The organism is Gordonia sp. LUNF6, from assembly GCF_047041125.1.
Classification (GTDB): Bacteria; Actinomycetota; Actinomycetes; order Mycobacteriales; family Mycobacteriaceae; genus Gordonia; species Gordonia sihwensis.
The window spans coordinates 2,325,043-2,349,023 of the sequence record NZ_CP178181.1; the positions used below are offsets into that span (position 1 = coordinate 2,325,043).

A 23,981-nucleotide genomic window follows, 5' to 3' on the forward strand; every position below is an offset into this window, starting at 1 on the left:
TGGACGCGCTCCGAGTCGGTCAGCTTCGGGCGCGGCGGACGCCCGCGGCCAGATCCGACACCACTGCGGCGACGGCGTCCTGGCCCTTCTCCACGGCCGCGACGATGGCCGAGCCGACGATCACGCCGTCGGCGTAGGCCCCGATCTCCGCTGCCTGATCGCCGTCGCGGACGCCGAGTCCGACACCGATCGGGATGTCGGAGTACTCGCGGACCCGCGCGCACAGTTCGGGCGCCGCATTGGAGACCGTGTCGCGTGCGCCGGTGACGCCCATGGTCGAGGCCGCGTAGACGAAGCCGCGGCAGTTGTCGAGCGTCATCGCCAGACGCTCGGGAGTGGACGACGGCGCCACCAGGTAGATCCGGTCGAGATCGTGTGCGTCCGACGCCGCGTGCCATTCGGCCCCCTCGTCGGGGATGAGGTTCGGCGTGATCAGTCCGACGCCGCCCGCAGCGGCGAGATCGCGGGCGAAGGCGTCGACGCCGTACTTGAGGACCAGGTTCCAGTAGGTCATGACCACGGGCTGTGCGCCGGCCGAGGCGACGGTCTCGGCGGCGGCGAAGACGTCGCGGACACGGCAGCCGTTCTCCAGTGCCTTCTGTGCCGCCTGCGCGACGGTCGGGCCGTCCATGACCGGGTCGGAGTACGGGATGCCGATCTCCACGATGTCGCATCCGGCCTCGACCATGGTCCGCAACGTCGTCAACGAGTCGGCCACGGTCGGGTAGCCGACCGGCGTGTAGCCGATCAGCGCCGGACGGTTGTCCGCCTTGCACGCCGCGAACGTGGCTCCCAGCCGGGAGTCGGGGGCGGGCTTGCTCATCGAGCGTTCTCCTTTGCGGCTGCGGCGAGGCGGGCGGCGTACTCGGTCTCCGACGGCGGCTTCTCGAAGAGATCGAACCAGCGGGCCGCTGTCTCCACGTCCTTGTCGCCGCGGCCCGAGAGGCTCACGATGATGACCGCGCCTTCACCGAGTTCCCGGCCGAGGCGGAGAGCACCGGCGACGGCGTGGGCAGACTCGATGGCCGGGATGATGCCCTCTTTGCGCGAGAGCAGTGCGAGCGCCTCCATGGCCTCATCGTCGTTGATCGGCCGGTACTCGGCCCGTCCGATCTGCTGCAGATGCGCGTGCTCCGGACCGACGCCGGGGTAGTCGAGTCCCGCCGAGATGGAGTGGGACTCGATGGTCTGCCCGTCCTCGTCCTGCAGGAGGTACGAGTAGGCGCCCTGGAAGGCGCCGGGAGATCCGCCCGCGAAGGTCGCGGCGTGCCGTCCGGTCTCGACGCCGTCGCCGCCGGCCTCGAATCCGACCATGCGGACGCCCTCGTCGTCGATGAACGGATGGAACATGCCGATCGCGTTCGATCCACCGCCGACGCAGGCGGTGACCGCGTCGGGCAGGCGCCCGATCTTCTCAAGGATCTGCACCCGCGACTCCAGGCCGATGATCCGCTGGAGGTCGCGGACGATCATCGGGAACGGATGCGGGCCGGCGGCCGTGCCGAAGCAGTAGTACGTGGTGTCGGCATTGGTCACCCAGTCGCGCAAGGCCTCGTTGATCGCGTCCTTCAGCGTCGCCGAACCGGTCTCGACGGCGACCACGGTGGCGCCGAGAAGACGCATGCGGGCGACGTTGAGTCCCTGCCGCTCGGTGTCGACGCGTCCCATGTAGACCAGGCATTCCAGGCCGAGCAGGGCGCAGGCCGTCGCTGTCGCCACTCCGTGCTGGCCGGCGCCGGTCTCGGCGATGACGCGGGTCTTGCCCATCTTCTTCGCCAGGAGCGCCTGGCCGAGGACGTTGTTGATCTTGTGCGAGCCGGTGTGGTTCAGATCCTCCCGCTTGAGGAACAGACGTGCGCCGCCCGCGTCCTCACGCAGCCGCTCGGCCTCGTACAGCGGTGACGGACGACCGGTGTAGTCGCGTTGCAGCCGGTCGAGTTCGTTGAGGAAGTCGGTGTCGACGCGCAGCTTCTCGTAGGTCGCGGTGACCTCCTCGATCACCGCCATCAGCGCCTCGGGGACGTGGCGTCCGCCGAAGTCGCCCCAGTGGCCTCGATCGTCGGGGCCGATCGGGTGGACGTCGGAGACGCCGTCGCTGGCCTTGGGGAACGCCGTGCCAGTCGACATGCGCTGGGCGGCTTCGGGATTGTCTGTCACGTCTTCAGTATCCTCATCGTTCGATCCCGGCGGCAACTGGATTTACCGCTCGCCCCGAGCCCCGCCGAGAACAGCGGGGGCGGGGTCGTCAGTGCTGTTCGCCGGCCGTCAGCGCGACGGTTTGGGGCACGACGGGTGCGAGCCCGCCGTCACCAGGTCGGCCACCGCGAGCCGCGGATCGCCACTGGTCACGACGCCTTCGCCGACCAGGATCGCGTCAGCGCCGGCCCCTGCGTAAGCCAGCAGGTCCGCGGGCCCGCGCACGCCGGACTCGGCCACCTTGATGGTGCTCGACGGGAGCCCGGGGGCGATGCGCGCGAAGCAGTCGCGGTCCACTTCCAGAGTCTTCAGGTTGCGGGCGTTGACGCCGACGACCTTGGCCCCGGCCTCCAGCGCGCGGTCGGCCTCCTCCTCGGTGTGCACCTCGACGAGGGCCGTCATGCCCAGCGACTCCGTGCGGTCGAGGAGCGAGGCGAGGACCTGCTGCTCCAAGGCGGCGACGATCAGCAGGATGACGTCCGCTCCGTGTGCGCGCGCCTCGTGGATCTGATACGGCCCGACGATGAAGTCCTTGCGGAGGATCGGGATGTCGATCGCCGCACGCACCGCGTCGAGGTCGGCGAGCGACCCGCCGAAGCGGCGTTCCTCGGTGAGGACGCTGACGATGCGAGCGCCGCCGTCCTCGTACGCCTTCGCCAGATCGGCCGGGTCGGGGATGTTCGCGAGCCGGCCCTTGGAGGGACTCGACCGCTTCACTTCGGCGATGACCGCGATATCGGTCTGACTCAGCGCCGCCATCGCATCTCGCGGCGCCGGCGCCGCTGCCGCGGCCTTCTTGACTGCGGCGAGATCGAGGACCGATTCGCGCGCGGCGACGTCAGCCTTGACTCCCTCGATGATCGAATCGAGCACTGACTGGTTGCTCACGACTATCGGCCCCTTTCACTGCGTGCATCAAGAGTAAGCACCACCGCGGGAGACCGGGAGGCTGGGGTCGCTTCACCCGTGATCCACGTCGCGAACAGGCCCGCGACCGCCGGTCCTCAGCGGGTGGGACCGGCGTCGTCGGCGGAGTGATCCGCCGGGTCGTCGGTGGGGTCGATCCCCTCGTCGAGCGAGTCCCACAGCAATCGCTCGTTGGGCGCGGGAGCGGCTGGTTCGCCCGCTGCCGCGGCCCGCTCGCGCTCGGTGAAGATCTGCCGTTCGAGTTCGTCGCGGCGGGCGGCGGGCGCCGAGTACTTCGACGACATGCCGCCCTGGTTGGCCGTTCGGGCCATCGCAACCGCGCCGAGCACCGCACAGATCGCCGAGGCGATCACCAGGTACCCGGGGGTGGACTCGGTGGGAATGCCGTCCACCACGGCTCGCGCCGGGACGTCGACCATCTGCACGATGTAGAGATTGTCCTCGCCCTCGGTGAGCAGGGAGATGGCCGGAATGACGGCGACGCCGCCGCCGATCGCCACCAGGATCGCGACGATGCGCAGGGCCCAGCCGCGCAACGCGAACTGCGCGATGACGGCGGCGGCCATCGCGATCGCCACCGGTGTGAGCCACGGACTCCAGTCCGAGCCGTGCACCGTGAACTCGCGGGCCGGTCCCAGATCCGGTGCCACGAGGATCGTGGCCCACTGCATCCGGGACGCAGCCCAGAGGCCGAGTGCGGCCAGCAGGATCAGCACCGAGGCGATCGCCTGCCACCGCCGGTTGACGGGCCGCGCAGCCGTGGCCGGCTCCTCGGGGGTCTGCTGCTCGGGGGTCTGCGGATTGCTCATGGGGTCTCCTCCCCCGCCACCGGGCGCATGGTGCCGGCGGCGGCTACTGCGGCGAGCACCGCCGACGCCTTGTTGCGCGCCTCGTTGAACTCGTACTTGGCGTCGCTGTCGGCGACGACTCCGCCGCCGGCCTGGACGTAGGCAGTGCGGCCGGACATCAGTGCCGTCCGGATCGCGATCGCGGTGTCGGCGTTGCCTGCGAAATCGAGATATCCGACGACGCCCCCGTACAGTCCGCGGCGGGTGATCTCGTTGGCCTCGATCAATTCCATCGCCCGGACCTTCGGTGCCCCGGTGAGGGTTCCCGCCGGGAAGCAGGCGGTCACCGCATCGAGCGCCTGCTTGTCGTCGCGAAGAGTTCCGGAGACCGTGGACACCAGGTGCATCACGTGGCTGTAGCGCTCCACTCGGCGGTAGTCCGTGACGCGGACAGTGCCCGGCTCGCATACCCGGCCCAGATCGTTGCGGCCCAGGTCGACCAGCATCAGATGCTCGGAGTTCTCCTTCTCGTCCTCGAGCAGGCCCTTCGCGAGCAACTGGTCCTCCGCCTCGGTGGCACCGCGCCAGCGCGTGCCCGCGATCGGGTGTGTGGTGGCCACCCGATCGGTGACGGTGACCAGTGCCTCGGGCGAGGATCCGACGATCGTGAACGGCTCCCGGTCGACGCCCGGCATCCGAAGCAGGTACATGTACGGGCTCGGATTCGACGCGCGCAGGACGCGGTACACGTCGAGCGGATCGGCGTCGGTGTCGATCTCGAAGCGCATCGACGGCACCACCTGGAACGCCTCACCCGCCTCGATCTGTCCGACCAGACCCTCGACGATCTCGCGGTAGTCGTCCAGCGTGCGCTGCGAGCGGTAGTCGGGCGCGGGCCTGTCGAAGGTCGAGACGGTGGAGGGAGCCGGGGCGGCCAGCGCCCGGGTCATCGCATCCAGCCGCGCGACGGCGTCGTGGTAGGCCTCTTCGGCGCGCTCGTCGCTGCCGTCCCAGTTCACGGCGTTCGCGATCAGGGTGATCGTGCCCTCGTGGTGGTCGAAGGCGGCGAGATCGGCCACCAGCAGCCAGAACATGTCGGGGAGCCGCAGGTCGTCGACCGTCTGTTCCGGAAGCCGCTCCAGGCGGCGCACGAAGTCGTAGGCCATGAAGCCGACGAAGCCGCCGGTCAGCGGCGGCATCCCGTCGAGCGGATCGGTCTGCAGCAGCCGCAACGACTCGTCGAGCGCCGCAACCGGATCGCCGCCCACCGGAGCTCCCGCGGGGACGTCGCCCCACCAGTGCGCCTGCCCGTCGGCGACGGTCAGGGCCGAACGGGTGCCCGCGCCGATGAACGACCAGCGCGACCACGAGGCGCCGTTCGGCGCGGATTCGAGCAGGAAGGTGCCTTCGCGGAGACCGCCGCCGGCCCCCGGCTCGGCTGCCAGCTTCCGGAACGCCGACAGCGGTGTCTCGGAGTCGGCGAGGACCTTGCGGGTCACCGGGACCACTCGGTGGTCGCGCGCCAGATCGAGGAAGGTGGCGAGCGGGGTCGTGCTCGCGGAGTTGTCTGCGGTGCTCATCGTGCCCGTCACCCCAGCGGCTCTCCGCCGACGCCCCAGTGCTGGCGCGGCACTTCGGTGATCGTCACCCACACCGAGTCGGGATTCTTGCCCGTCGCTTTGGCGTACGCCTCGGTGACCGCGGCGATCGTCTCGCGCTTCACGCGGTCGGAGAGACCCGGCGTCTGGGATATCTGAATCAGCGGCATCGCGTCACCGTTCCTGGTCGTCGGTTCGCGCGGGTTCGGCAGGCACCCCGAACTCCAGCGGCTCGGTGTCGAAGCAACTGTGATTGCCGGTATGGCAGGCCGCACCCGTCTGGTCGACGGTCAGCAGCAGGGTGTCGCCGTCGCAGTCGATCCGGATGTCGTGGACGTACTGGGTGTGCCCGCTGGTCTCGCCCTTGACCCAGTACTCCCCGCGGGACCGCGAGTAGTAGGTGGCCTTGCGGGTCGCGAGCGTCCGCTCCAGGGCTTCGTCGTCCATCCAGGCCATCATCAAGACGATGCCGGTGGACCGTTCCTGCGCGATCGCGGCGAACAGACCGTCGTCGTTTCGCTTCAACGTGGCTGCGAGCTCTGCGGGCAGCGCCATGATTCTCCCTCTTCTCGAACGTGTGCGGCCGGTGACGGTCTCAGCGCACCACGATGTGCTCGGCGCGCATCGCGTCCTTGACTTCGCCGATCGTCATGTCGCCGAAATGGAACACCGAAGCGGCCAGAACGGCGTCCGCGCCGGCTTCGACAGCCGGTGCGAAGTCGGCGACCTCGCCCGCACCGCCGCTGGCGATGATGGGGATGGTGACCGCGTCGCGCACGGCCCGGATCATCGCGATGTCGAATCCGGCCTTGGTGCCGTCGGCGTCCATCGAGTTCAGCAGGATCTCACCGACGCCGAGTTCCTGCCCGCGGCGAGCCCATTCGACGGCGTCGATGCCGGTGCCCCGGCGACCGCCGTGAGTGGTGACCTCCCAACCAGACGGCGTCGCCTCGCCGCCCTCGGGCACCGTCCGCGCGTCCACCGACAGCACGATGCACTGAGAACCGAACCTCCGGCTCATCTCGCTCAGCACGTCGGGCCGTGCGATGGCGGCCGTGTTGACGCTCACCTTGTCGGCGCCCGCGCGCAGCATGGTGTCGACGTCGTCGACGGTGCGGATGCCGCCGCCGACGGTCAGCGGGATGAAGATCGCGTCGGCGGTGCGCCGCACCACGTCGAGCATGGTGCCGCGGCCCGCACTGGACGCCGTGACGTCGAGGAAGGTCAACTCGTCGGCGCCCTCGGCGTCGTAGCGCTCCGCGAGTTCCACCGGGTCCCCGGCATCACGCAGATTCTCGAAATTGACGCCCTTCACCACTCGCCCGTCGTCGACGTCCAGACACGGGATGACGCGGACTGCCACGCTCACGGGTGAGTCTCCTTGCTGTTGGTTCGTTCTCGACTGCCGAGGTCCCGGTCGGCGAACTGATCCGGCATCGCCTCGCCGATCACCTCGAGCAATTGTCCATGAAGCAGGCGATTGCCCGCGACGAGCGACGTGGACTGGACGGTCCACGGGTCGCCCGCGAGGTCGGTCACGACGCCTCCCGCGGCGCGCATCAGCGCCGCGCCGGCCGCGTTGTCCCACGCCTTCGCGCTGAACGACACCGCGCCGCCGAACACGCCGGCCGCCGCATACGCGATGTCGGTGCCGGTGGAGCCGGTCATCCGCAGCCGGCCGGCACGGTAGCTGAGGCGGCGCTGCAACTCAGCGCGCCCGGCGCCCGGGACCTCGCCGCGCGCTCGCGCGTTGAACGACCCGAAGCCGATGACGGCCGATTCCAGCGGGCTGTCGGGCACGGGCTCGGCCGCCTCCCCGTCGATGATCAGCGGACCGCCGATATGACCGGCGAAGCGCTGGCCGACCAGCGGGAGTCGGGTGAGCCCGAGCACCGGCACACCGTCGACGGCGAGCGCCAGCAGCATCGCGGCGATCGGCATCCCCACCGAATAGTTGAAGGTCCCGTCGATCGGATCGAGAATCCACATCGCGCCGTCGTCGGGGGCCGGGCCGCCGAACTCCTCGCCGTGGACCTCGATGCCCGTCCGTCGCTCGAGCTTCTCGGCGATGCTGCGCTCCAGCGCGAGATCGACGTCGGTGGCGAAGTCGCCACGGCCCTTCGCGTGCGTGCCCGGCGAGCCCAGCCCGTCGACGAACAGCCCGGTGACCTCGTCGAGCACCGATTCCCCGGCAGCCAGCAGCTGCGGGTAGTCGCGTGCGTCGACGGCATCGGTCACGGCCGGTTCACCGGCTCCCGGCGCCCGCGACGGCGTCGAGCGCCTCGCGCAGTGTGAAGCGGCCCGCGTACAGGGCCTTGCCAACGATGGCGCCCTCCACGCCCAGCGCGGTCAGCTCGGCGATCGCGAGCAGGTCGTCGATCTGCGAGATGCCGCCCGAGGCCACGACGGGCGAGTCGGTGGCGCGGGCCACCTGTTCCAGCAGTTCCAGATTGGGTCCGCTCAGCGTGCCGTCCTTGCTGACGTCGGTGACGACGTACCGCGCACAACCGTCGTTGTTCAGGCGCTCCAGGGTCTCCCACAGGTCGCCGCCCTCGGTGACCCAGCCGCGGCCGCGCACCGTGTACGAGGAGCCGTTGCGCGTCACGTCGAGTCCCACGGCGATCTTGTCTCCGTACTCGGCGATCGCGCGTGCGCACCAGGCGGGGTTCTCGATGGCGGCGGTGCCGAGATTGACCCGCGTGCACCCGGTCGCCAGCGCGGCGGCGAGCGAGGCGTCGTCGCGGATGCCGCCGGACAGCTCCACCTTCACGTCCACTGCGGCGGCCACCTGGGCGAGCAGCTCACGGTTGTCGCCGCGGCCGAACGCCGCGTCGAGATCTACGAGATGCAGCCACTGGGCGCCGTCCCGCTGCCAGGCCAGCGCAGCGTCGCGCGGTGAGCCGTAGGAGGTCTCCGATCCGGCCTCGCCCTTGACCAGGCGAACCGCCTGACCGTCGACCACGTCGACGGCCGGGAGGAGTTCGAGGATGCCCATCAGTTCAGTTTCGCTTTCGGTGTGTACGGTGCCGGCCGCACGTTGTCGTGTCGCGGGGTCGACATGTTTGTGGGGGTGCTGTGGAGGCGCCGTGTCGCGGGTGTCCGGGCGCGAGCGTCCACCGTCCGGTGCCGCCGGAGCCGGTCACTTCTCCTGTGTTCGCCTGCGTTCCAATTCCGCCCGGCGGGCATCGATCTCCCGCTGCACGCCGGCCAGCATCCGGCGCGAGACGAGGGCGATCGCGACCACCATCAGCACGATGGCGGCGAGGGCGACGCACAGCGCGGCGGTCGGGTACGGTCGCGCCAGCGACAGCACGATCGGCAGCATCACCGCGAGCACCAGCACGCCCGCACCGAGCGAATAGAACACCAGTCTCGCGAACGAGAACTGCTGTGCCGCTTCGCTTGTCTCTTTCACTTACGCGATCCCCCCGATCCAGTTCCGCAGCAGCTCGGCGCCGACGTCACCGGACTTCTCGGGATGGAACTGCGTGGCCGAGAGCGGACCGTTCTCGACCGCGGACAGGAACCGTCCACCGTGCTCGGACCAGGTGAGTTTCGGCGTCTGTATCGGCGAACCCGCCGAATCCATCTCCCACGTCTGCGCGGCGTAGGAGTGAACGAAGTAGAAGCGTGCGTCGTCGTCGATACCGTCGAAGAGCACCGAGTCGTCCGGTGCGTCGACGGTGTTCCAGCCCATGTGCGGGAGCACCTCCGCCGGCAGTCTGGTCACCGAACCCGGCCACTCGCCGCAGCCCTGCGTGTCGACGCCGAACTCGACGCCGTGACTGAACAGGATCTGCATCCCCACGCAGATTCCGAGCACCGGCCGCCCGCCCGCCAGCCGGCGTCCGATGATCCGATCGCCCCGGACCGCCTTCAACCCGGCCATGCAGGCCGCGAACGCACCGACGCCGGGCACCACCAGTCCGTCGGCACCGATCGCGGTCTCGAAGTCGGACGTGATCTCGACCTGCGCTCCGGCTCGCTCCAGCGCTCGCTGCGCCGAGCGCAGGTTGCCCGAACCGTAGTCGAGGAGCGCGACGCGCGGTGAACTCACAGGGCGCCCTTCGTCGACGGGATGCCCGAGGTCCGCGGATCCGGTTCGACGGCCTCGCGCAGTGCTCGCGCGACGGCCTTGAACTCGGCCTCGGTGATGTGGTGCTGGTCGCGGCCGTACAGCACGCGGACGTGCAGGGCAATGCGGGCGTTGAGCGCGATCGATTCGAACGCATGACGGTTGAGGACGGTCGCGTACGACACGACCGGCTTGTCGCCGCCGGAATAGCCGCCGATCACGGCGGTCAGCATGTGATCGGGTTCGCCGGTGTGCACGCAGTACGGTCGGCCCGAGACGTCCACGATGGCCTGGGCGAGCGTCTCATCCATCGGGATCCAGGCGTCGCCGAACCGGCGGATGCCCCTCTTGTCGCCGAGAGCCTGCCCGATGGCCTGTCCCAGCACGATGCAGGTGTCCTCCACCGTGTGGTGCGCCTCGATCTCGATGTCGCCCTTCGCGTGCACGGTGAGGTCGAAGCTGCCATGCGCACCGAACGCGGTGAGCATGTGGTCGAAGAACGGCACCGAGGTGTCGATGTCGGTCCTGCCGGTGCCGTCGAGGTTGATCTCGACGGTGATCGACGACTCGCGCGTGGTGCGCTCGACGCGGGCGATCCGGGGTTCGTGCTGCGCTGTTGTCACTGCTGCTACTGCTGCTTTCGGTCGGTATCGGCCAGTTCCGCGCTGACGGCCAGGAAGGCGTCGTTCTCGGCTGGTAGTCCAATGGTCGCACGCAGGTGCCCGGGGATGCCGACATCCCTGATCAGGACACCGCGGTCGAGGTAGCGCTGCCAGGTGGCGGGAGCGTCCGCGAACTCGCCGAAGAGGATGAAGTTCGCATCCGACGGCGTCACCGCGTATCCCATACCCGTGAGCGCGGCGGCCACGCGGTCGCGTTCGGCGGCGATCGCGGCGACCGCACCGAGCGTTTCCGACGAGTGCTGCAGGGCCGCCCGCGCGGCGGCCTGCGTCAGCACCGACAGGTGGTACGGCAAGCGCACCAGAAGCAGCGCCTCGATCATGGCCGGCGCCGCGGCCAGATAGCCGAGCCGGCCGCCCGCGAAGGCGAACGCCTTGCTCATGGTCCGCGACACGATCAGCTTGCTGCCGAACTCGTCGATCAGCGAGACCGCGCTCGGCTGCGACGAGAACTCGCCGTAGGCCTCGTCGACGATCACGATGCCGGGGGCCGCGTCGAGGAGACGCCGCAGATCGGCGATCGCGACGCTCCCGCCGGTCGGATTGTTCGGCGAGGTCACGAAGACGATGTCGGGCCGGTGCTCGGCGATCGCTGCGACGGCCTGCTCCACGTCCAGAGAGAAGTCGTCCGCGCGATGAGCGGGGACCCACTGCGTCTGCGTGCCGTCGGCGATGATCGGGTGCATCGAGTACGACGGCACGAAGCCCATCGCCGTGCGCCCGGGCCCACCGAAGGCCTGCAGGATCTGCTGGAGGATCTCGTTGGAGCCGTTGGCCGCCCACACGTTGTCGACCGACAGTTCCACGCCCGTGGCCGCGCTGAGGTACGCGGCGAGGTCCGAACGCAGGCCCACCGCATCCCGATCCGGGTATCGGTGCAGATCCTCGGCCGCGGCGGCGACCGCCTTCGCGACGTCGTCGATCAGCGCACGACTCGGCGGGTGCGGGTTCTCGTTGGTGTTCAGCACCACCGGAACCTGAAGCTGCGGTGCTCCGTACGGCGACTTCCCGCGCAGCGAGTCGCGCAACGGGAGGTCGGCGAGACCCACGGACCGGCCCGGACCGGTCACCGTGCTCCCCCGAACCTGGCCTGGACCGCCTCGCCGTGCGCGGGAAGGTCTTCGGCGTTCGCCAGCGTCACGACGCGGTCGGCGATCTCCGCGAGCGCGTCGCGGTCGTAGTCGATCACATGCACTCCGCGCAGGAACGTCTGCACCGACAGGCCGGAGGCGTACTTGGCCGAGCCGGACGTCGGCAGAACGTGGTTGGAGCCCGCGCTGTAATCACCGAGGCTCACCGGCGAATAAGTACCGACGAAGATCGCGCCGGCGCTGGTCACTCTGTCGGCCACGGCCTGCGCGTCACGCGTCTGGATCTCCAGGTGCTCGGCCGCGTACGCGTCGACGACAGCCAGCCCGGCGTCGATGTCGTCCACCAGGACCACCCCGGATTGCGGACCGGCCAGCGCGGTCTTGACGCGCTCGGAGTGCTTCGTGGCCGACGCCGCGAGTTCCACGGCCTCGTCGACCGCATCGGCGAGCGCCTCGCTGTCGGTGACGAGCACCGCCGCCGCGAGGACGTCGTGCTCGGCCTGGCTGATGAGATCGGAGGCGACGACCGCGGGATCGGCGGAGTCGTCGGCCAGAATCGCGATCTCGGTGGGACCGGCCTCGGAGTCGATGCCGACCACGCCGCGCACGAGGCGCTTGGCCGCGGTGACGTAGATGTTGCCGGGACCGGTGATGAGATCGACCGGGTCCAGGACGCGGCCGTCGGTGTCGTCACCGCCGTAGGCCAGAAGCGCGATGCCCTGCGCACCGCCGACGGCCCACACCTCGTCGACCCCGAGCAGGGCGCACGCGGCGAGGATGGTCGGGTGCGGCCATCCGCCGAAGTCGGCCTGGGCGGGAGACGCGACGACGAGTGAGCCGACACCCGCCTCCTGAGCCGGGACCACGTTCATGATCACGCTGGACGGGTAGACGGCGTTGCCTCCGGGAACGTACAGACCCACGCGACGCACCGGGATCCACTTCTCGGCGACGGTTCCGCCGGGCACCACCTGGGTGACCGAGGTCTGGCGTCGCTGGTCTGCGTGCACCAGGCGAGCGCGACGGATCGACTCCTCCAGGGCATCGGCGACCGCGCCGTCGAGGTCGGCCCGCGCCTTGGCGATCACCTCCGCCGGGACGCGGACTGACGCCGGGCGGACCCTGTCGAACTTCTCGGTGTAGTCGAGGGCCGCGGTGGCACCATGCTCAGCGACCGCTTCGACGACGGGAGTGACCGTGGGCAGCACGGCGTTGACGTCGGTTCCGCCGCGCGGCAGCGCACGACGCAGTTGGCTCAGCGTCGGGGTGCTGCCTCGCAGGTCGGTTCGGGTGAGCATGTGTTCTCCGCTCCGCTTTCGAGGACTTGAGGGCACTGTCCAGGATATGCGGTCGATGCAAACCGTTTGCGCACCGGCCTCGGAGCCGAAGGCGACTGAACACTCCGCATGCGATTCAGGCCCGTTCGGCGGTCGACCTTCTCGTCGGGCCCGGCCGCCGCGCGGGGTCGCGCCGCATCGGCACGTGCGGAATCCCGTCCTCGACGAACTCCGGTCCGTCGGGGACGTATCCCCACCGTGAATACAGGCCCGCGAGGTGGGCCTGAGCGTCGAGAACACTCGGGCGGTCGGCGATGTAGGCGACGGCCCGATCCAGGAGGGCCCGCATCAACCCGGTGCCTCGGAGTTCGGGCCGCACGCAGGCCCGGCCGATCCGGTGCCGGGTCTCGCCGTCGGGAAGTGGGTCCAGCAGCACGCGCACAGTGGCGACCGGACTTCCGTCCACGGGGTCCGCGCACCAGAGGTGGAGAGTGGTGGGCTCCACATCCCGGCCGTCCAACTCGTGGTAGGCGCAGTCCTGTTCGACGACGAAGACCTCCTCGCGCAGTCGCAGCAGACCGTAGAACGTGATCGGGTCCAGTTCGGAGGCGGTCGAGGCGTACACGGTCGGCGTCATTCCACCGATGATGCCCGAACGTACGGACATCTAGGCTCGACCCATGACGAAGACGGCCCCCGGTGACGACTCGGTGGATGCGTATCTCGCTGCTGTCACGGACCAGCGGCGGCGGGACGACGCCCGGCTCGTGGTCCGACTGTTTCGGGAGGTGACCGGTACCGAGCCGGTGATGTGGGGGTCGATGGTCGGTTTCGGCCGCCACCGCTATCAGACCGCGGACGGACGGTCGCACGAGACTTTCGCGGTCGGTCTCGCGGCCCGGCGACAGGCGCCACTGTTCGCCCCGATAGCGCTCGTCCATGGGCTGCCCGACAGGTCTGCGGCTTCTCTCACAGTTCTTGTCGGAGGTCGGCGGTATGATTCGAACATAGAAGCACAGCAGGAGTGTTCTCGGACACTGTTCAGGTGGAGGGGGTGGGTTCGATGGTCACGTCGGAGGTGCTGCTGCCGGACGACCCGGCCGCCCTCGCCCGCCTGTTGGAGGCTGCGGCGACCAAGTTCGCGTCCCTACCGCTGTCCGCGGTGACCGAAGACGCCCTGTTGGAAACCGTCGAGACCCTCGAGCGCACGCATCGTCGTCTCGACGGTGTCGACGCCGCAGTGCTGGTGGAGGTCTCCGACCGCAGCGCCTACCGCAAAGCCGGATACCTGTCGGTGCATCAGTATTTGGCGCAGGGGTTGCGGCTCGGTGACGGTGCCGCCCGACGCCGACGCGTCAGTGCCGCCGGCATCGGACGATTCACCGAACTGCAAGGACAGACCCGCGAACCGATACTGCCGGCGACTGCGGTCGCGGTGGGCGAGGGTGCGATCGGTGCCGACCACGTCCGCGAGATCGACGCCGTCATGGACAAGATTCCCACCGCGATCGACGCGCAGACCCGGGCACGGGCTGAGGCGCAGTTGGCGTGGGTCGCCCGTGAGTTGAGTCCGGCCGGTGTCCGCACCGCCGGCATCCGACTGCTCGCGCACCTGGATCCGGACGGAACCGTCACCGACGAACGCGACCGCAAACGCCTGCGCGGCTTCACGATCCTGCCCCAGGATCTGCGGCTGATGAGCAAAGTCCGCGGCTACCTCACCCCGGCGTTGCGCGCGGAAATGGAGGCGGCACTGCCGTCGTGGGCGGCACCGGGGATGAACAACCCCGACGACCCCGACTCCCCATCCGGGACCGTCGAATCGGCCGACCCGGCCGCCCTGGCGGCGGCGGTGGAGCGTGATACTCGCACGCCGGGGCAGCGCACCCATGACGGTCTGCAAGCGCTGCTGCGCGCCTCCCGCACTGGTGCTGGGGGTGGTCGGCGGTCGGGTGATCTGGTCATCACCATCACCGACCACGAGTTGGCCGAGCGCGCCGGGATCGCGTTGACCGCGACCGGGACCCGGCTGCCGGTCGCGGAGTTGATCGAAGTCGCCGCCACCGCAACCCCGCACCTGGCCGTCTTCTCCGCCCACACCGGACAAGCCCTCTACCTCGGACGAGGACGCCGGCTCGCGTCGCGGGCACAGCGGTTGATGCTCTTCGCCCGCGACCGCGGCTGCACCGCCCCCGGCTGCGACGCCCCGTTCACCCGCACCCAAGCCCATCACTTCCCCGACTGGGCCGACGGCGGCCCCACCGACATCGACCACCTCGGCGCCGCATGCGGACGCCACAATCGCTCCGTCGGACCCCGCCCCGGGCAATGGCAGACGATGATCCTGATCGACGGACCCCACGCCGGCCGCGTCGTCTGGCGACCCAGCGACAACACCAGCCGCGGCGGGACAAGACCGCCCGGATGGCGGATCAACCAGATCCACCACGCCGAACTCCTACCGGACCACCAACCCCAACCGCCGCCCGAACCCAGCGAATCCCGGATCGAGAACTACCTCGACACACTCCTGGCCGCCTGACCGGACACACCCGGCCGGGCACAGGAGTGCGCGAACACCGTCGGTCACATGTCCAAGCCGAAGTCGAGGACCGTGACCGAGTGGGTCAATGCCCCGACGGCGAGGTAGTCCACACCGGTCCTCGCGTAGTCCATCGCCGAGTCCAGTGCCAGTCCGCCTGATGATTCGAGCTTCGTCTCGGGCGACCGCGTGTCTCGGCGCTGCACCGCCATCTGCGTCTGCCACGGCTCGAAGTTGTCGAGCAGAACCAGCTGGGGCGCGAGCTCGAGGACCTCGTCGAGCTGCTCCAGCGAATCGACCTCCACCTCCACCGGAACATCCGGCGCCGCAGCGCGGACCGCTTCGAGCGCCTGCGCGACACCGCCCGCGGCGACCACGTGATTGTCTTTGATGAGCGCGGCATCACCGAGACCCATCCGATGGTTCACTCCGCCGCCCGCCCGGACCGCATACTTCTGCAGCGCGCGCATACCGGGCAGCGTCTTCCGCGAATCCCGGATCTGTGCACGCGTGCCGTCCACGGCGTCGACCCACGCAGCCGTCGCCGTGGCGATACCGGACAGATGGCACAGCAGGTTGAGGGCGGTACGCTCCGCGGTCAACAACGAGGTCGCCGGGGCACGCAGCGCGAGAGCGACCGACCCGGGTTCGACGCGCGAGCCATCGTCGAGTTGCTCGGTGACTACGTAGTTATCGCTCCCGATCACCTCGTCGAACACGGCCCGGACCACCGGCAGGCCGGCGAGCACGCCGGGCTGGCGGGAGACGATCTTCGCGTCCGCGACCGTCTCCGGTGGCACGGTCGCCAGCGTGGTGATGTCGGGACCGTATCGAAGATCCTCCAGGAGTGCCGTGCGGATCAGAGCGATGAGTTCCTCGTCGACGACGAGATCCAGATCGCCGGTTGCCTGTTGCTGACCGATGAAGGAGTTCACTCCGCCTATTCTCCGCTACCGGGATTGCCGATCGCGATCATCCTCTCCACCGAGCGCCGTGCACGGGCGGCCACATCCGGAGCGACGTGGACTTCGTCCTTGCCCTCGGTGAGGCATCGCAGCAGCGCCGCCGGGGTGATCATCTTCATGTACGGGCAGGCTGCACGATCGTTGACCGGCTGGAAGTCGATCTCCGGCGCCGCACGACGCAGCTGGTGCAGCATGCCGACCTCGGTCGCCACCAGCACCTGCTTGGCGTGAGTGGCTCGCGCGGCGTCGATCATGCCGCCGGTGGAGAGGATCTTGACGCGCTCCTGCGGCACGACGCCCTCGCCCGACAGATAGAGCGCCGACGTGGCGCACCCGCACTCGGGATGAATGAACAGGTCGGCGCCGGGGTGACTCTCGGTCTGTTCGGTGAGTTCATCGCCGTTGATGCCGGCGTGCACGTGGCACTCGCCCGCCCAGATGTGAATGTTGTCGCGCCCCGTCTCACGCTTCACGTGGGCACCGAGGAACTGGTCCGGCAGGAACAGCACGTCCTTGTCCGGATCGATCGACGCGACCACGTCCACCGCGTTCGACGAGGTGCAGCAGATGTCCGTCAGTCCCTTCACCTCAGCGGTGGTGTTGACGTACGAGACGACGACCGCGTCCGGGAACTCAGCCTTCCAAGCACGCAGGTCGTCCGCGGTGATCGAATCGGCGAGCGAGCAGCCCGCTCGCTCGTCCGGGATCAGTACCCGCTTCTCTGGACTCAGGATCTTGGCGGTCTCGGCCATGAAGTGCACACCGCAGAAGATGATCTCGTCCGCATCGGTCTCCGCGGCGATCCTCGACAGTGCGAGCGAATCGCCGACATGGTCGGCGATGTCCTGAATCGCGGGCAGCTGGTAATTGTGAGCCAGGATCGAGGCGTTGCGCGCCTTCGCCAGCCGCTTGATCTCCTCGGCCCACTCGGCCGTCGGCTCCACGCCGCCGTAGGCGGGCGGAATACCGTGGCGGGGGTCGGGCATGCCGAGTTCGGTCTCGGTCCGGGTGATCACGGTTCCAGTAGTCATGACGACTGCTCTCCCATCGCGTGGTCTCGAGCGCGGGCTGTGCGCCAGAGGTTTTCGACCATAGATCGAAAACACCTCGTCATCGTAACACCTGTGATCGACGACGCATTCCCGCCCGGTCGTGACAGCGTTCGGGCGCGCTGTCAGCGGGAACGCCAAGGCCTGCCGGTGCAGTGGGCTACGGTGCTTCCATTCACGTGGGACGAGGCCGAAGAGGTGACTGCATCGATGGCGACACGACATGTGACGCGGATACTCGTGGCCGTTGCGGTTCTATTGGCGGTGGCTGTCGCGGTCGCGGTCACGATCGTCCTGATGGACCCTCAGCGATCGAACGACGCCGCAGCTCCGCCGGCGACCGTCACCGTGTCGGTCACGCAATCCCCGCCGTCCCAGACCGAGAGACCCGACCCGCCGGCTGTCGAGGAGCCGGTCACGGAGGAGGCACCGCCGGTCGTCGAGGGTTCGGAGTGTTCGGACTCGGAAGTACGCACTTTCCAGACAGACGCCTCCGGCCGCAGTCTGGTCTGCGGCTACTCCGGTAGGCCGACGCCGCACTGGCTCCAGCACGGAGACGACGACGGAAGCGTCCACAATGTCGGCGATCCCTGCGACAGCAGCGTCGATCGGGTGTCGCGGGATCCGTCGGGACTGTTCATCATGTGCGGCGGGAGCACCTGGGTCACTCACCCGTGACCGTCCACCGGGACCGAATGCGCAGCGGAACGACCGTCTCCTAATCTGGATCGCATGGCCGAAACCACCGTGCGCGTCGAGGTGCTCACCGCTGTCTTCCAGGTGCGCGAAACCGACGTCGACGTCCCGGCGCTGCATGTGCTGCTGCATCGGTGCGAGCAGGCCGGATGGGCGTTGCCCGGCGGACCGATCGTTGAGCGCGAGACGCTGGGGGCGGCCGCGCTGAGATGGCTCGGTGCCCGCGCCGGGCTCACTCGGGTGGCCCACCTCGAACAGCTGTCGGTGTTCTCCGACCCGGACCGCGTGCCCGAACAGCGAACCGTCGCATCGACTTTCCTGGCGCTGGTGCCGAGCGATATCCCCGCCGAGACCGTCGCCGATGCCGCATGGTTCGCCGTCGACGAGTTGCCGGAACTGGCCTACGACCACCGCGACGTCATCGACCTCGCACGGCATCGTCTGGCGGGCAAGCTCTCGTACACCAACATCGCGTTCGCTCTGGCGCCGAGCCAGTTCCCGATGTCCGAACTCTCCGAGATCTATGGAGCGGCGCTGGGCTACCCGGTCGACTCGACGAATCTGCTGCGGGTCCTCTCACGCCGCGGAGTGGTCGTGGCGACGGGAACCGTCGGCCGCACCGGCCGGACGGGTGGCCGTCCGCCCGCGCTGTATGAGTTCGCGGACGCTCGGATCAGGGTGACCGACGAATTCGCCGCGCTGCGCCCACCCATGTGACGGCCCGCACTTCCCCACGTCCCGCCTCAGCGTCCGCTCGGGTCTCCCGGTTGCGAGGGCGGCACGACCTCGCCGCCGTCGGATGCTCCGACCGCACCGACCGGCAACGGCTCGCGCATCTCACCGAACTCGTCCGCAGGCAGATCGCCCACGCCGAGATCTGCGTGCGCGCTCGAGAGAACGCACACGAGATAGACCAGCGCGCCGGCCGTCGGCGCACACAGCAGCAGCACCCAGGCCGGACCGACGTCGCCGTCGAGCCAGAGGTTCACCGTCCCGGAGTAGGAGCCCGGTACGGACCGCTCGATCTCGCCGTGCGACATCCGGCCGAAGCGGTCGGCCAGGTTCAGCGCGAGCGCCGACGTGGCGATGGACATCAGCACCACGAACGCGAATCCGCCGACACCCCTCGACGTGCGCAGCCCGAACCAGGTGGCGAGTCCGATCAGCACGCCCAGTCCGAGGCAGAGGAAGGAGAAGATCGCCACCCCGTCGAAGAGCTTCGCCGGGTCGGCCTCGGTCGCGAAACGCATCTGCCCGCCGTGTTCGACGACGACATCGGGTGCGGGAGCCAACAGCACCCACAGTCCTCCGACCGCCACCGCCGCGGCGAACAGCGCGAGTACGACCGCGACCACCCGGCGCGCGTTCATCGCTGTCCCAGCTCCGACGAGTCGACCGTTCCGTGCCTGGAGCACCGTGCATCCCAACCGTCCGGCCGCACCTGCACCACCATCCGGCGGCCGCACTGGCCGCAGAAGCGCGGCGGCTCCAGGCCGAGTCGCGCCGCAGTGGGAACCTCGTCCGCAGCCTGGAGTTCGAGCTCGATGCCGGTGTACACGCCGAAGCGCAGCGGCTGCTGCAGCGGACCGGGGATCACGCTCGTCATGGTCGACGCCTCCTGGAATCTGATAGCCGCGGCGGACGGGCCACGACCTTCGAGGCTACCGGCGCGGGTCACAGCGTGTCATTGAGGGCTTTGATGGGCATGCTCAGGTCGTCGAGCAGATCGAGATCGTCCTCCGCGGGCCGGCCGAGAGTGGTCAGGTAGTTGCCCACGATGACGGCGTTGATGCCGCCGAGGATGCCCTGCTTGGCTCCGAGATCGCCGAGGGTGATCTCGCGGCCGCCCGCGAACCGCAGGATGGTGCGGGGCAGCGCGAGCCGGAACGCGGCCACCGACTTCAGCGCCTCCGAGGCCGGCAGTACGTCCAGGTCGCCGAAGGGCGTGCCCGGACGCGGGTTCAGGAAGTTCAGCGGCACCTCGTCGGGCTCGAGCGCCGCGAGATCGGCGGCGAACTCCGCGCGCTGCTCGAGGGTCTCCCCCATGCCGAGGATGCCGCCGCAGCAGACCTCCATGCCCGCCTCACGCACCATCCTCAGGGTGCCCCAGCGCTCCTCCCACGTGTGCGTGGTGACGACCTTCGGGAAGTGACTGCGCGCGGTCTCCAGATTGTGGTTGTAGCGGTGGACACCCATCGCTGCGAGCTCGTCGACCTGCTCCTGCGTGAGCATGCCCAGGCTGCAGGCGATCTGGATGTCGACCTCGTTGCGGATGGCCTCGATGCCCGCGGCGACCTGAGTCATCAGTCGCTTGTCCGGTCCACGCACGGCGGCGACGATGCAGAACTCCGTCGCTCCGGTCTTGGCCGTCTGCTTGGCCGCCTCCACGAGCGACGGGATGTCGATCCAGGCGCTGCGGACCGGAGAGGCGAACAGTCCCGACTGACTGCAGAAGTGGCAGTCCTCGGGGCAGCCGCCGGTCTTGAGCGAGATGATGCCCTCCACTTCCACCTCGGGACCGCACCACCGCAGCCGCACATCGTGCGCGAGCTGCAACAGTTCGGTCAGGCGGTCGTCGTCGAGCTGCAGGACGCGCAGGACCTGGTCCTGACTCAGTCCCTCACCGCGCTCCAGGACCTGCTCGCGCGCGACGGCGAGGATGTCGGCGGTGTCCGCGGCTGCCGGAGCCGAGGTGTCGGCGGTCGTGGTCATGGGGAGATCTCCTTCGTGAATGGGTGTGAGGTTTCTAGGAACGTGCCGGTGACGCCCCGGGTGAGGGCGTATCCCCCTCGGCCGGCGCTGTGCGGCGCGTTCTCGGCGTCATGAACAGGTCGCGTCCACGTGGAACAGCGAGGCGTCGACCCACTTCGGTGCGGCGGCGCGGAAGTCGTCGGCCGGTGACCGCCCGACCCCTGCGGGGACGGTCGCGACGATCGGCGCTCCCGTCAGCCGTGGAAGGTCGGCGAGGTTGCACCGCATCGCGAGATCCGGTTCGCCGGGCCAGGAACCGATCACCAGACCGCGCAGCCTCACCCCGGCTGCGGCGATCGCCCGCGCGGTGAGTTCGGTGTGGTTGAGAGTTCCGAGCCCCGGGTCCGCGACCACCAGCATCTCCGCGCTGAGTCGGCGGGCGACGCCGAGCACGGTCAAGTCCGGACCGAGTCGCACCAGCACGCCGCCCGCACCTTCCACCAGCACCAGATCGGTGACGGCGGCGAGTCCCTCGGTCGCCGAGGCGATCGCATCGAGTGTCACCGGCTCCATTCCGGCCCGCGCGGCGGCGGTCTCGGGGGCCAGCGGCTCGGGATACCGTGCCGGCTCGCGCACCGGGATCGGTCCGGCCAGGCGGCGCACCTCGTCGAGGTCGCCCGGTTCGCCGGGCGCGACCCCCGTCTGCGCGGCCTTGCACACGCCGACGCGGAGTCCGGCGGCCTGGGCGGCGGCCGCCAGCGCAGCGACCGCGACCGTCTTGCCGACATCCGTCGACGTGCCGGTGACGACCATGATCCGCGCGGTCATGCGGCCTCCACCCGGCGCAGCGCGCCGGTCACGACTGAGGCCACGAAGTCGAGGTCGGCGTCATCGAGGTCGGCGCGGACGGTCAGGCGCAACCGTGAAGTGCCCTCGGGCACCGACGGCGGTCGGAAGCATCCGACGAAGACGCCCTGCTCCCGGCACAGCGCGGCGGCGTCGACCGCGGCCACCGGGTCGCCCACGATCAGCGACACCACTGCGGCGTCGGGGATCCCGCCACCGCAGGCGGCGGCGAGCCGGCGCACTCCGGCGCGGAGCCGGTCGGGCATCTGCGGATCGCCGCGCAGAATGCGCAGCGCCGCATGCGCCGCCCCGACGGCGGCCGGGTTGAGACCGGTGTCGAAGATGAAGGTCCGGGCATGGTCGATGAGATGCTCGCGGAGCAGATGCGTGCCGAGAACGATGCCGCCCTGTGCACCGAGCGACTTAGACCCGACCGTCGTGATCACCAGACCGGGAGCGCCGGACAGTCCCTGTTCGGCCGCGACTCCCCGCCCGCCGGGGCCGCGCACGCCCAGCGCATGCGCCTCGTCGGCGAGCATGATCGCGCCGTGCCGAGTGGCCGTGTCGTAGTACTCGCGGAGCGGAGCGATCCGGCCGTCGATGCTGTAGATCGAATCCGTCACGACCAGCGCGCGTTCCTCCGACCGTGCGGCGAGCACTCGCTCCACGGCATCGGCGTCGCCGCGCGGCACCACTTCCACGCGCGCCCGCGACAGCCGGCATCCGTCGATCAGCGAGGCGTGCGCTCCGGTGTCGCTCACGATGAGATCACCCCGGCCCACGAGCGCGGTGATCGCGCCGACGTTGGCCAGATACCCGGACGAGAAGGCCAGAGCGGCTTCGAAACCCAGGAACTCAGCGAGGTCGTTCTCGAAGTCGATGTGCGCCTGCGTGGTTCCCGCGACCAGACGGGAGGCGGTGGAGCCCGCACCCCACCGGTCGAGTGCGGCGTGTGCCCCGGCGATCACGTCCGGATGGCTCGACAGCCCGAGGTAGTCGTTGGACGCGAGGTTGATCTCGGTCGCTCCGGCCTGGCGCACCACGGGTTCCCGGTGCAGTCCTGCGTTCAGGGTCCGCGCGGCGATGTCCGCCAGCCACGGTGCGCTCATGATGCCAACTCCTCGTCCTCGCGGGTGTCTGCTTCCACCGACGCCTCCACCGACGCCCTCGCCGCCGCGGTCATGCCTGCTGTCAGCACGTCGATCTGTGCATCGGTGATGATGTACGGCGGCATGGCGTAGATCAGGTTTCGGAACGGCCGCACCCACACTCCGCGCGCGATCGCCGCGTCGGTGGCCGCAGCGACGTCGACCTCGCGATCGAGCTCGATCACCGCGATCGCCCCCAGTGTGCGTACGTCGGCGACGCCTGCCACCTCGGTCAACGACGCCAGCCCCGCGCTGAGCCGGCGGCCGATCTGCGGCACGCGCGTCCGCCAGTCCGATTCGGCGAGTACCTCCAGGGACGCACAGGCGACCGCGCAGGCCAGTGGGTTGGCCATGAAGGTCGGTCCGTGTGCCAGACCTCCCGCCTCGCCGCGGCTGATGGTCGCGGCGATCTCATCGGTGGTGAGGGTGGCGGCCAGCGTCAGGTAGCCGCCGGTCAGCGCCTTCCCCACGCACACGATGTCGGGGCTGACGGCCGCGGCGTCGACCGCGAAAAGGGTGCCGGTCCGGCCGAAGCCGGTGGCGATCTCGTCGCAGATCAGCAGCACGTCGTGGCGATCGCACAGTCGCCGCAGCCCCGCGATCAGCGACGGCGAGTGGAACCGCATCCCGCCGGCACCCTGGACCACCGGTTCGACGATCACTGCGGCCAGTCGATCGCGATGCAGTTCGAGTTGCGCGTCGAACATGGTCAGGTAGGCCTCGTCGGCGGACGCACCCGCACGCGCGTCCGGAGGCGCGGGGACGAAGACCTGCTCGGCGATCACTCCGCGCCACATCGAGTGCATGCCGCCCTCGGGATCGCAGACGCTCATGGGCGCGAAGGTGTCGCCGTGGTAGCCGCCCCGCCAGGTCAGCAGGCGGTGCTTCTCGCTGCGCCCGCGACTGCGCCAGTACTGCACCGCCATCTTCACCGCGACCTCCACCGACACCGAACCGGAGTCGGCGAAGAAGACCTTCTGGAGCGGATCGGGAGTCAGGCTCACCAGCGTCTGGGCCAGTCTCGCCGCGGGCTCATGTGTGAGCCCGCCGAACATCACGTGCGACATACGACGGGCCTGTTCGGCGAGCGCCGCGTCGAGTCGCGGGTGACGGTAGCCGTGAACGGCCGACCACCACGAGCTCATCCCGTCGATCAGTTCGGTGCCGTCGGCGAGCCGGATGTGCACGCCCGCGCAGTCCCGCACCACCAGCGGCCGCGTACTGGACGGGAAGCCGCCGTACGGGTGCCAGACGTGCTTCGCATCGATCTGCGCGATGGTGGTCTGGTCCATACCGGCCTCCTGTTCGTTGCACATCCCACACGGATTCCTCGATTCCTGGACACCGTACAGGACGTCCTGAACGATGTACAGGAGACGCCTGTACGACGTACAGGGCAGGTCAGGATAGGG

The 23,981-nt window shown here is 69.5% G+C and carries 27 protein-coding genes; 3 read left to right on the forward strand and 24 right to left on the reverse strand.

Translation table 11 applies throughout. The features are described 5' to 3' along the window. Nucleotides 1–19: 19 nt before the first annotated feature. From trpA to ACK8HH_RS10940, 16 genes are all read right to left on the reverse strand, one after another. The gene (gene trpA / locus ACK8HH_RS10865) at nt 20–823 is read right to left on the reverse strand and encodes a tryptophan synthase subunit alpha (protein ID WP_006895391.1); all 804 of its coding nucleotides are present in this window, start codon (nt 821–823) and stop codon (nt 20–22) included. Beyond that, nucleotides 820–2,127 (reverse strand): tryptophan synthase subunit beta, encoded by a 1,308-nt coding sequence (gene trpB, locus ACK8HH_RS10870; RefSeq protein ID WP_260868701.1) that lies wholly within the window; start codon nt 2,125–2,127, stop codon nt 820–822. The genes trpA and trpB overlap by 4 nt, the downstream gene beginning before the upstream one ends. A gap of 138 nt (nt 2,128–2,265) precedes the next feature. After that, nucleotides 2,266–3,084, reverse strand: a complete 819-nt coding sequence (gene trpC / locus ACK8HH_RS10875) for an indole-3-glycerol phosphate synthase TrpC (protein WP_006895389.1) — start codon at nt 3,082–3,084, stop codon at nt 2,266–2,268. A 116-nt stretch (nt 3,085–3,200) separates the two neighbouring features. Then, nucleotides 3,201–3,932, reverse strand: coding sequence for a TIGR02234 family membrane protein (locus tag ACK8HH_RS10880; protein ID WP_006895387.1), 732 nt, complete (start codon nt 3,930–3,932; stop codon nt 3,201–3,203). Next, a complete protein-coding gene (locus ACK8HH_RS10885) occupies nt 3,929–5,491 on the reverse strand; it encodes an anthranilate synthase component I (protein ID WP_085950740.1) in 1,563 nt (520 codons plus the stop codon). Before ACK8HH_RS10885 ends, ACK8HH_RS10880 begins: the two co-directional genes overlap by 4 nt. An 8-nt stretch (nt 5,492–5,499) precedes the next feature. After that, entirely contained in the window at nt 5,500–5,679 is a 180-nt protein-coding gene (locus ACK8HH_RS10890; RefSeq protein WP_006895384.1) for a tautomerase family protein, read from the reverse strand. A gap of 4 nt (nt 5,680–5,683) precedes the next feature. Then, on the reverse strand, nt 5,684–6,064 hold the full coding sequence (hisI, locus tag ACK8HH_RS10895) for a phosphoribosyl-AMP cyclohydrolase (RefSeq protein WP_006895382.1): 381 nt from the start codon (nt 6,062–6,064) through the stop codon (nt 5,684–5,686). 40 nt (nt 6,065–6,104) lie between these two features. Further along, nucleotides 6,105–6,878: an imidazole glycerol phosphate synthase subunit HisF gene (hisF, locus tag ACK8HH_RS10900; RefSeq protein ID WP_006895381.1), complete on the reverse strand. Its 774-nt coding sequence runs from the start codon at nt 6,876–6,878 to the stop codon at nt 6,105–6,107. After that, nucleotides 6,875–7,747 carry an inositol monophosphatase family protein gene (locus ACK8HH_RS10905; RefSeq protein WP_006895380.1) on the reverse strand — a complete coding sequence of 291 codons (873 nt, stop codon included), beginning with the start codon at nt 7,745–7,747 and terminating at the stop codon, nt 6,875–6,877. Before ACK8HH_RS10905 ends, hisF begins: the two co-directional genes overlap by 4 nt. Before the next feature lie 7 nt (nt 7,748–7,754). Next, the gene (priA, locus tag ACK8HH_RS10910) at nt 7,755–8,504 is read right to left on the reverse strand and encodes a bifunctional 1-(5-phosphoribosyl)-5-((5-phosphoribosylamino)methylideneamino)imidazole-4-carboxamide isomerase/phosphoribosylanthranilate isomerase PriA (protein WP_006895379.1); all 750 of its coding nucleotides are present in this window, start codon (nt 8,502–8,504) and stop codon (nt 7,755–7,757) included. Nucleotides 8,505–8,648: 144 nt separating this feature from the next. Continuing rightward, on the reverse strand, nt 8,649–8,924 hold the full coding sequence (locus ACK8HH_RS10915; protein WP_006895378.1) for a hypothetical protein: 276 nt from the start codon (nt 8,922–8,924) through the stop codon (nt 8,649–8,651). Continuing rightward, complete coding sequence (hisH, locus tag ACK8HH_RS10920; RefSeq protein WP_006895377.1) at nt 8,925–9,566, reverse strand: imidazole glycerol phosphate synthase subunit HisH; 642 nt, start codon at nt 9,564–9,566, stop codon at nt 8,925–8,927. Further along, complete coding sequence (gene hisB, locus ACK8HH_RS10925; protein ID WP_006895376.1) at nt 9,563–10,207, reverse strand: imidazoleglycerol-phosphate dehydratase HisB; 645 nt, start codon at nt 10,205–10,207, stop codon at nt 9,563–9,565. The genes hisH and hisB overlap by 4 nt, the downstream gene beginning before the upstream one ends. A gap of 5 nt (nt 10,208–10,212) precedes the next feature. Further along, entirely contained in the window at nt 10,213–11,334 is a 1,122-nt protein-coding gene (locus tag ACK8HH_RS10930; protein ID WP_006895375.1) for a histidinol-phosphate transaminase, read from the reverse strand. Further along, nucleotides 11,331–12,653 carry a histidinol dehydrogenase gene (gene hisD / locus ACK8HH_RS10935; protein WP_006895374.1) on the reverse strand — a complete coding sequence of 441 codons (1,323 nt, stop codon included), beginning with the start codon at nt 12,651–12,653 and terminating at the stop codon, nt 11,331–11,333. The genes ACK8HH_RS10930 and hisD overlap by 4 nt, the downstream gene beginning before the upstream one ends. A 115-nt stretch (nt 12,654–12,768) precedes the next feature. Further along, nucleotides 12,769–13,269, reverse strand: coding sequence for a GNAT family N-acetyltransferase (locus ACK8HH_RS10940; protein WP_039867015.1), 501 nt, complete (start codon nt 13,267–13,269; stop codon nt 12,769–12,771). A 426-nt stretch (nt 13,270–13,695) separates the two neighbouring features. Between ACK8HH_RS10940 and ACK8HH_RS10945 the strand changes: the two genes are divergently transcribed. After that, on the forward strand, nt 13,696–15,174 hold the full coding sequence (locus tag ACK8HH_RS10945) for an HNH endonuclease signature motif containing protein (RefSeq protein WP_101841680.1): 1,479 nt from the start codon (nt 13,696–13,698) through the stop codon (nt 15,172–15,174). 44 nt (nt 15,175–15,218) lie between these two features. On the opposite strand, the gene nadC is transcribed toward ACK8HH_RS10945, so the two are convergent. Together nadC and nadA are read right to left on the reverse strand one after the other, a co-directional pair. Next, the gene (gene nadC / locus ACK8HH_RS10950) at nt 15,219–16,109 is read right to left on the reverse strand and encodes a carboxylating nicotinate-nucleotide diphosphorylase (protein WP_006895371.1); all 891 of its coding nucleotides are present in this window, start codon (nt 16,107–16,109) and stop codon (nt 15,219–15,221) included. A 5-nt stretch (nt 16,110–16,114) separates the two neighbouring features. After that, nucleotides 16,115–17,125: a quinolinate synthase NadA gene (gene nadA / locus ACK8HH_RS10955; RefSeq protein ID WP_051999609.1), complete on the reverse strand. Its 1,011-nt coding sequence runs from the start codon at nt 17,123–17,125 to the stop codon at nt 16,115–16,117. 84 nt (nt 17,126–17,209) lie between these two features. On the opposite strand from nadA, the gene ACK8HH_RS10960 reads away from it, so the two are divergent. Both ACK8HH_RS10960 and ACK8HH_RS10965 read left to right on the forward strand, forming a co-directional pair. Then, complete coding sequence (locus ACK8HH_RS10960) at nt 17,210–17,866, forward strand: hypothetical protein (RefSeq protein WP_231650325.1); 657 nt, start codon at nt 17,210–17,212, stop codon at nt 17,864–17,866. A gap of 54 nt (nt 17,867–17,920) precedes the next feature. Further along, on the forward strand, nt 17,921–18,601 hold the full coding sequence (locus ACK8HH_RS10965; RefSeq protein WP_006895368.1) for an NUDIX hydrolase: 681 nt from the start codon (nt 17,921–17,923) through the stop codon (nt 18,599–18,601). Between the two features lie 26 nt (nt 18,602–18,627). On the opposite strand, the gene ACK8HH_RS10970 is transcribed toward ACK8HH_RS10965, so the two are convergent. The 6 genes from ACK8HH_RS10970 to ACK8HH_RS10995 all read right to left on the reverse strand — a co-directional run bounded on the left by ACK8HH_RS10970 (nt 18,628) and on the right by ACK8HH_RS10995 (nt 23,861). Next, nucleotides 18,628–19,254, reverse strand: a complete 627-nt coding sequence (locus ACK8HH_RS10970; protein WP_006895367.1) for a DUF2567 domain-containing protein — start codon at nt 19,252–19,254, stop codon at nt 18,628–18,630. Further along, on the reverse strand, nt 19,251–19,490 hold the full coding sequence (locus ACK8HH_RS10975) for a hypothetical protein (protein ID WP_039866961.1): 240 nt from the start codon (nt 19,488–19,490) through the stop codon (nt 19,251–19,253). Before ACK8HH_RS10975 ends, ACK8HH_RS10970 begins: the two co-directional genes overlap by 4 nt. A gap of 68 nt (nt 19,491–19,558) precedes the next feature. Next, on the reverse strand, nt 19,559–20,596 hold the full coding sequence (gene bioB, locus ACK8HH_RS10980) for a biotin synthase BioB (RefSeq protein WP_006895365.1): 1,038 nt from the start codon (nt 20,594–20,596) through the stop codon (nt 19,559–19,561). A 108-nt stretch (nt 20,597–20,704) separates the two neighbouring features. Further along, entirely contained in the window at nt 20,705–21,403 is a 699-nt protein-coding gene (gene bioD / locus ACK8HH_RS10985; RefSeq protein ID WP_006895364.1) for a dethiobiotin synthase, read from the reverse strand. Further along, the gene (locus tag ACK8HH_RS10990; RefSeq protein WP_006895363.1) at nt 21,400–22,530 is read right to left on the reverse strand and encodes an 8-amino-7-oxononanoate synthase; all 1,131 of its coding nucleotides are present in this window, start codon (nt 22,528–22,530) and stop codon (nt 21,400–21,402) included. The genes bioD and ACK8HH_RS10990 overlap by 4 nt, the downstream gene beginning before the upstream one ends. Next, the gene (locus ACK8HH_RS10995; RefSeq protein ID WP_006895362.1) at nt 22,527–23,861 is read right to left on the reverse strand and encodes an adenosylmethionine--8-amino-7-oxononanoate transaminase; all 1,335 of its coding nucleotides are present in this window, start codon (nt 23,859–23,861) and stop codon (nt 22,527–22,529) included. The genes ACK8HH_RS10990 and ACK8HH_RS10995 overlap by 4 nt, the downstream gene beginning before the upstream one ends. Nucleotides 23,862–23,981: the final 120 nt, after the last annotated feature.

Bases quoted from the DNA above. Each gene is read 5' to 3' on its own strand.
- ACK8HH_RS10885 (WP_085950740.1), bottom strand. From the start codon at position 5,491: ATGAGCACCGCAGACAACTCCGCGAGCACGACCCCGCTCGCCACCTTC.
- ACK8HH_RS10970 (WP_006895367.1), bottom strand. From the start codon at position 19,254: ATGAACGCGCGCCGGGTGGTCGCGGTCGTACTCGCGCTGTTCGCCGCG.
- ACK8HH_RS10995 (WP_006895362.1), bottom strand. From the start codon at position 23,861: ATGGACCAGACCACCATCGCGCAGATCGATGCGAAGCACGTCTGGCAC.
- ACK8HH_RS10945 (WP_101841680.1), top strand. From the start codon at position 13,696: ATGGTCACGTCGGAGGTGCTGCTGCCGGACGACCCGGCCGCCCTCGCC.
- ACK8HH_RS10890 (WP_006895384.1), bottom strand. From the start codon at position 5,679: ATGCCGCTGATTCAGATATCCCAGACGCCGGGTCTCTCCGACCGCGTG.
- ACK8HH_RS10940 (WP_039867015.1), bottom strand. From the start codon at position 13,269: ATGACGCCGACCGTGTACGCCTCGACCGCCTCCGAACTGGACCCGATC.
- ACK8HH_RS10975 (WP_039866961.1), bottom strand. From the start codon at position 19,490: ATGACGAGCGTGATCCCCGGTCCGCTGCAGCAGCCGCTGCGCTTCGGC.
- nadA (WP_051999609.1), bottom strand. From the start codon at position 17,125: ATGCCCGACCCCCGCCACGGTATTCCGCCCGCCTACGGCGGCGTGGAG.
- ACK8HH_RS10965 (WP_006895368.1), top strand. From the start codon at position 17,921: ATGGCCGAAACCACCGTGCGCGTCGAGGTGCTCACCGCTGTCTTCCAG.
- hisI (WP_006895382.1), bottom strand. From the start codon at position 6,064: ATGGCGCTGCCCGCAGAGCTCGCAGCCACGTTGAAGCGAAACGACGAC.
- hisD (WP_006895374.1), bottom strand. From the start codon at position 12,653: ATGCTCACCCGAACCGACCTGCGAGGCAGCACCCCGACGCTGAGCCAA.
- ACK8HH_RS10990 (WP_006895363.1), bottom strand. From the start codon at position 22,530: ATGAGCGCACCGTGGCTGGCGGACATCGCCGCGCGGACCCTGAACGCA.
- priA (WP_006895379.1), bottom strand. From the start codon at position 8,504: ATGGGCATCCTCGAACTCCTCCCGGCCGTCGACGTGGTCGACGGTCAG.
- trpB (WP_260868701.1), bottom strand. From the start codon at position 2,127: ATGTCGACTGGCACGGCGTTCCCCAAGGCCAGCGACGGCGTCTCCGAC.
- ACK8HH_RS10880 (WP_006895387.1), bottom strand. From the start codon at position 3,932: ATGAGCAATCCGCAGACCCCCGAGCAGCAGACCCCCGAGGAGCCGGCC.
- bioB (WP_006895365.1), bottom strand. From the start codon at position 20,596: ATGACCACGACCGCCGACACCTCGGCTCCGGCAGCCGCGGACACCGCC.
- trpA (WP_006895391.1), bottom strand. From the start codon at position 823: ATGAGCAAGCCCGCCCCCGACTCCCGGCTGGGAGCCACGTTCGCGGCG.
- bioD (WP_006895364.1), bottom strand. From the start codon at position 21,403: ATGACCGCGCGGATCATGGTCGTCACCGGCACGTCGACGGATGTCGGC.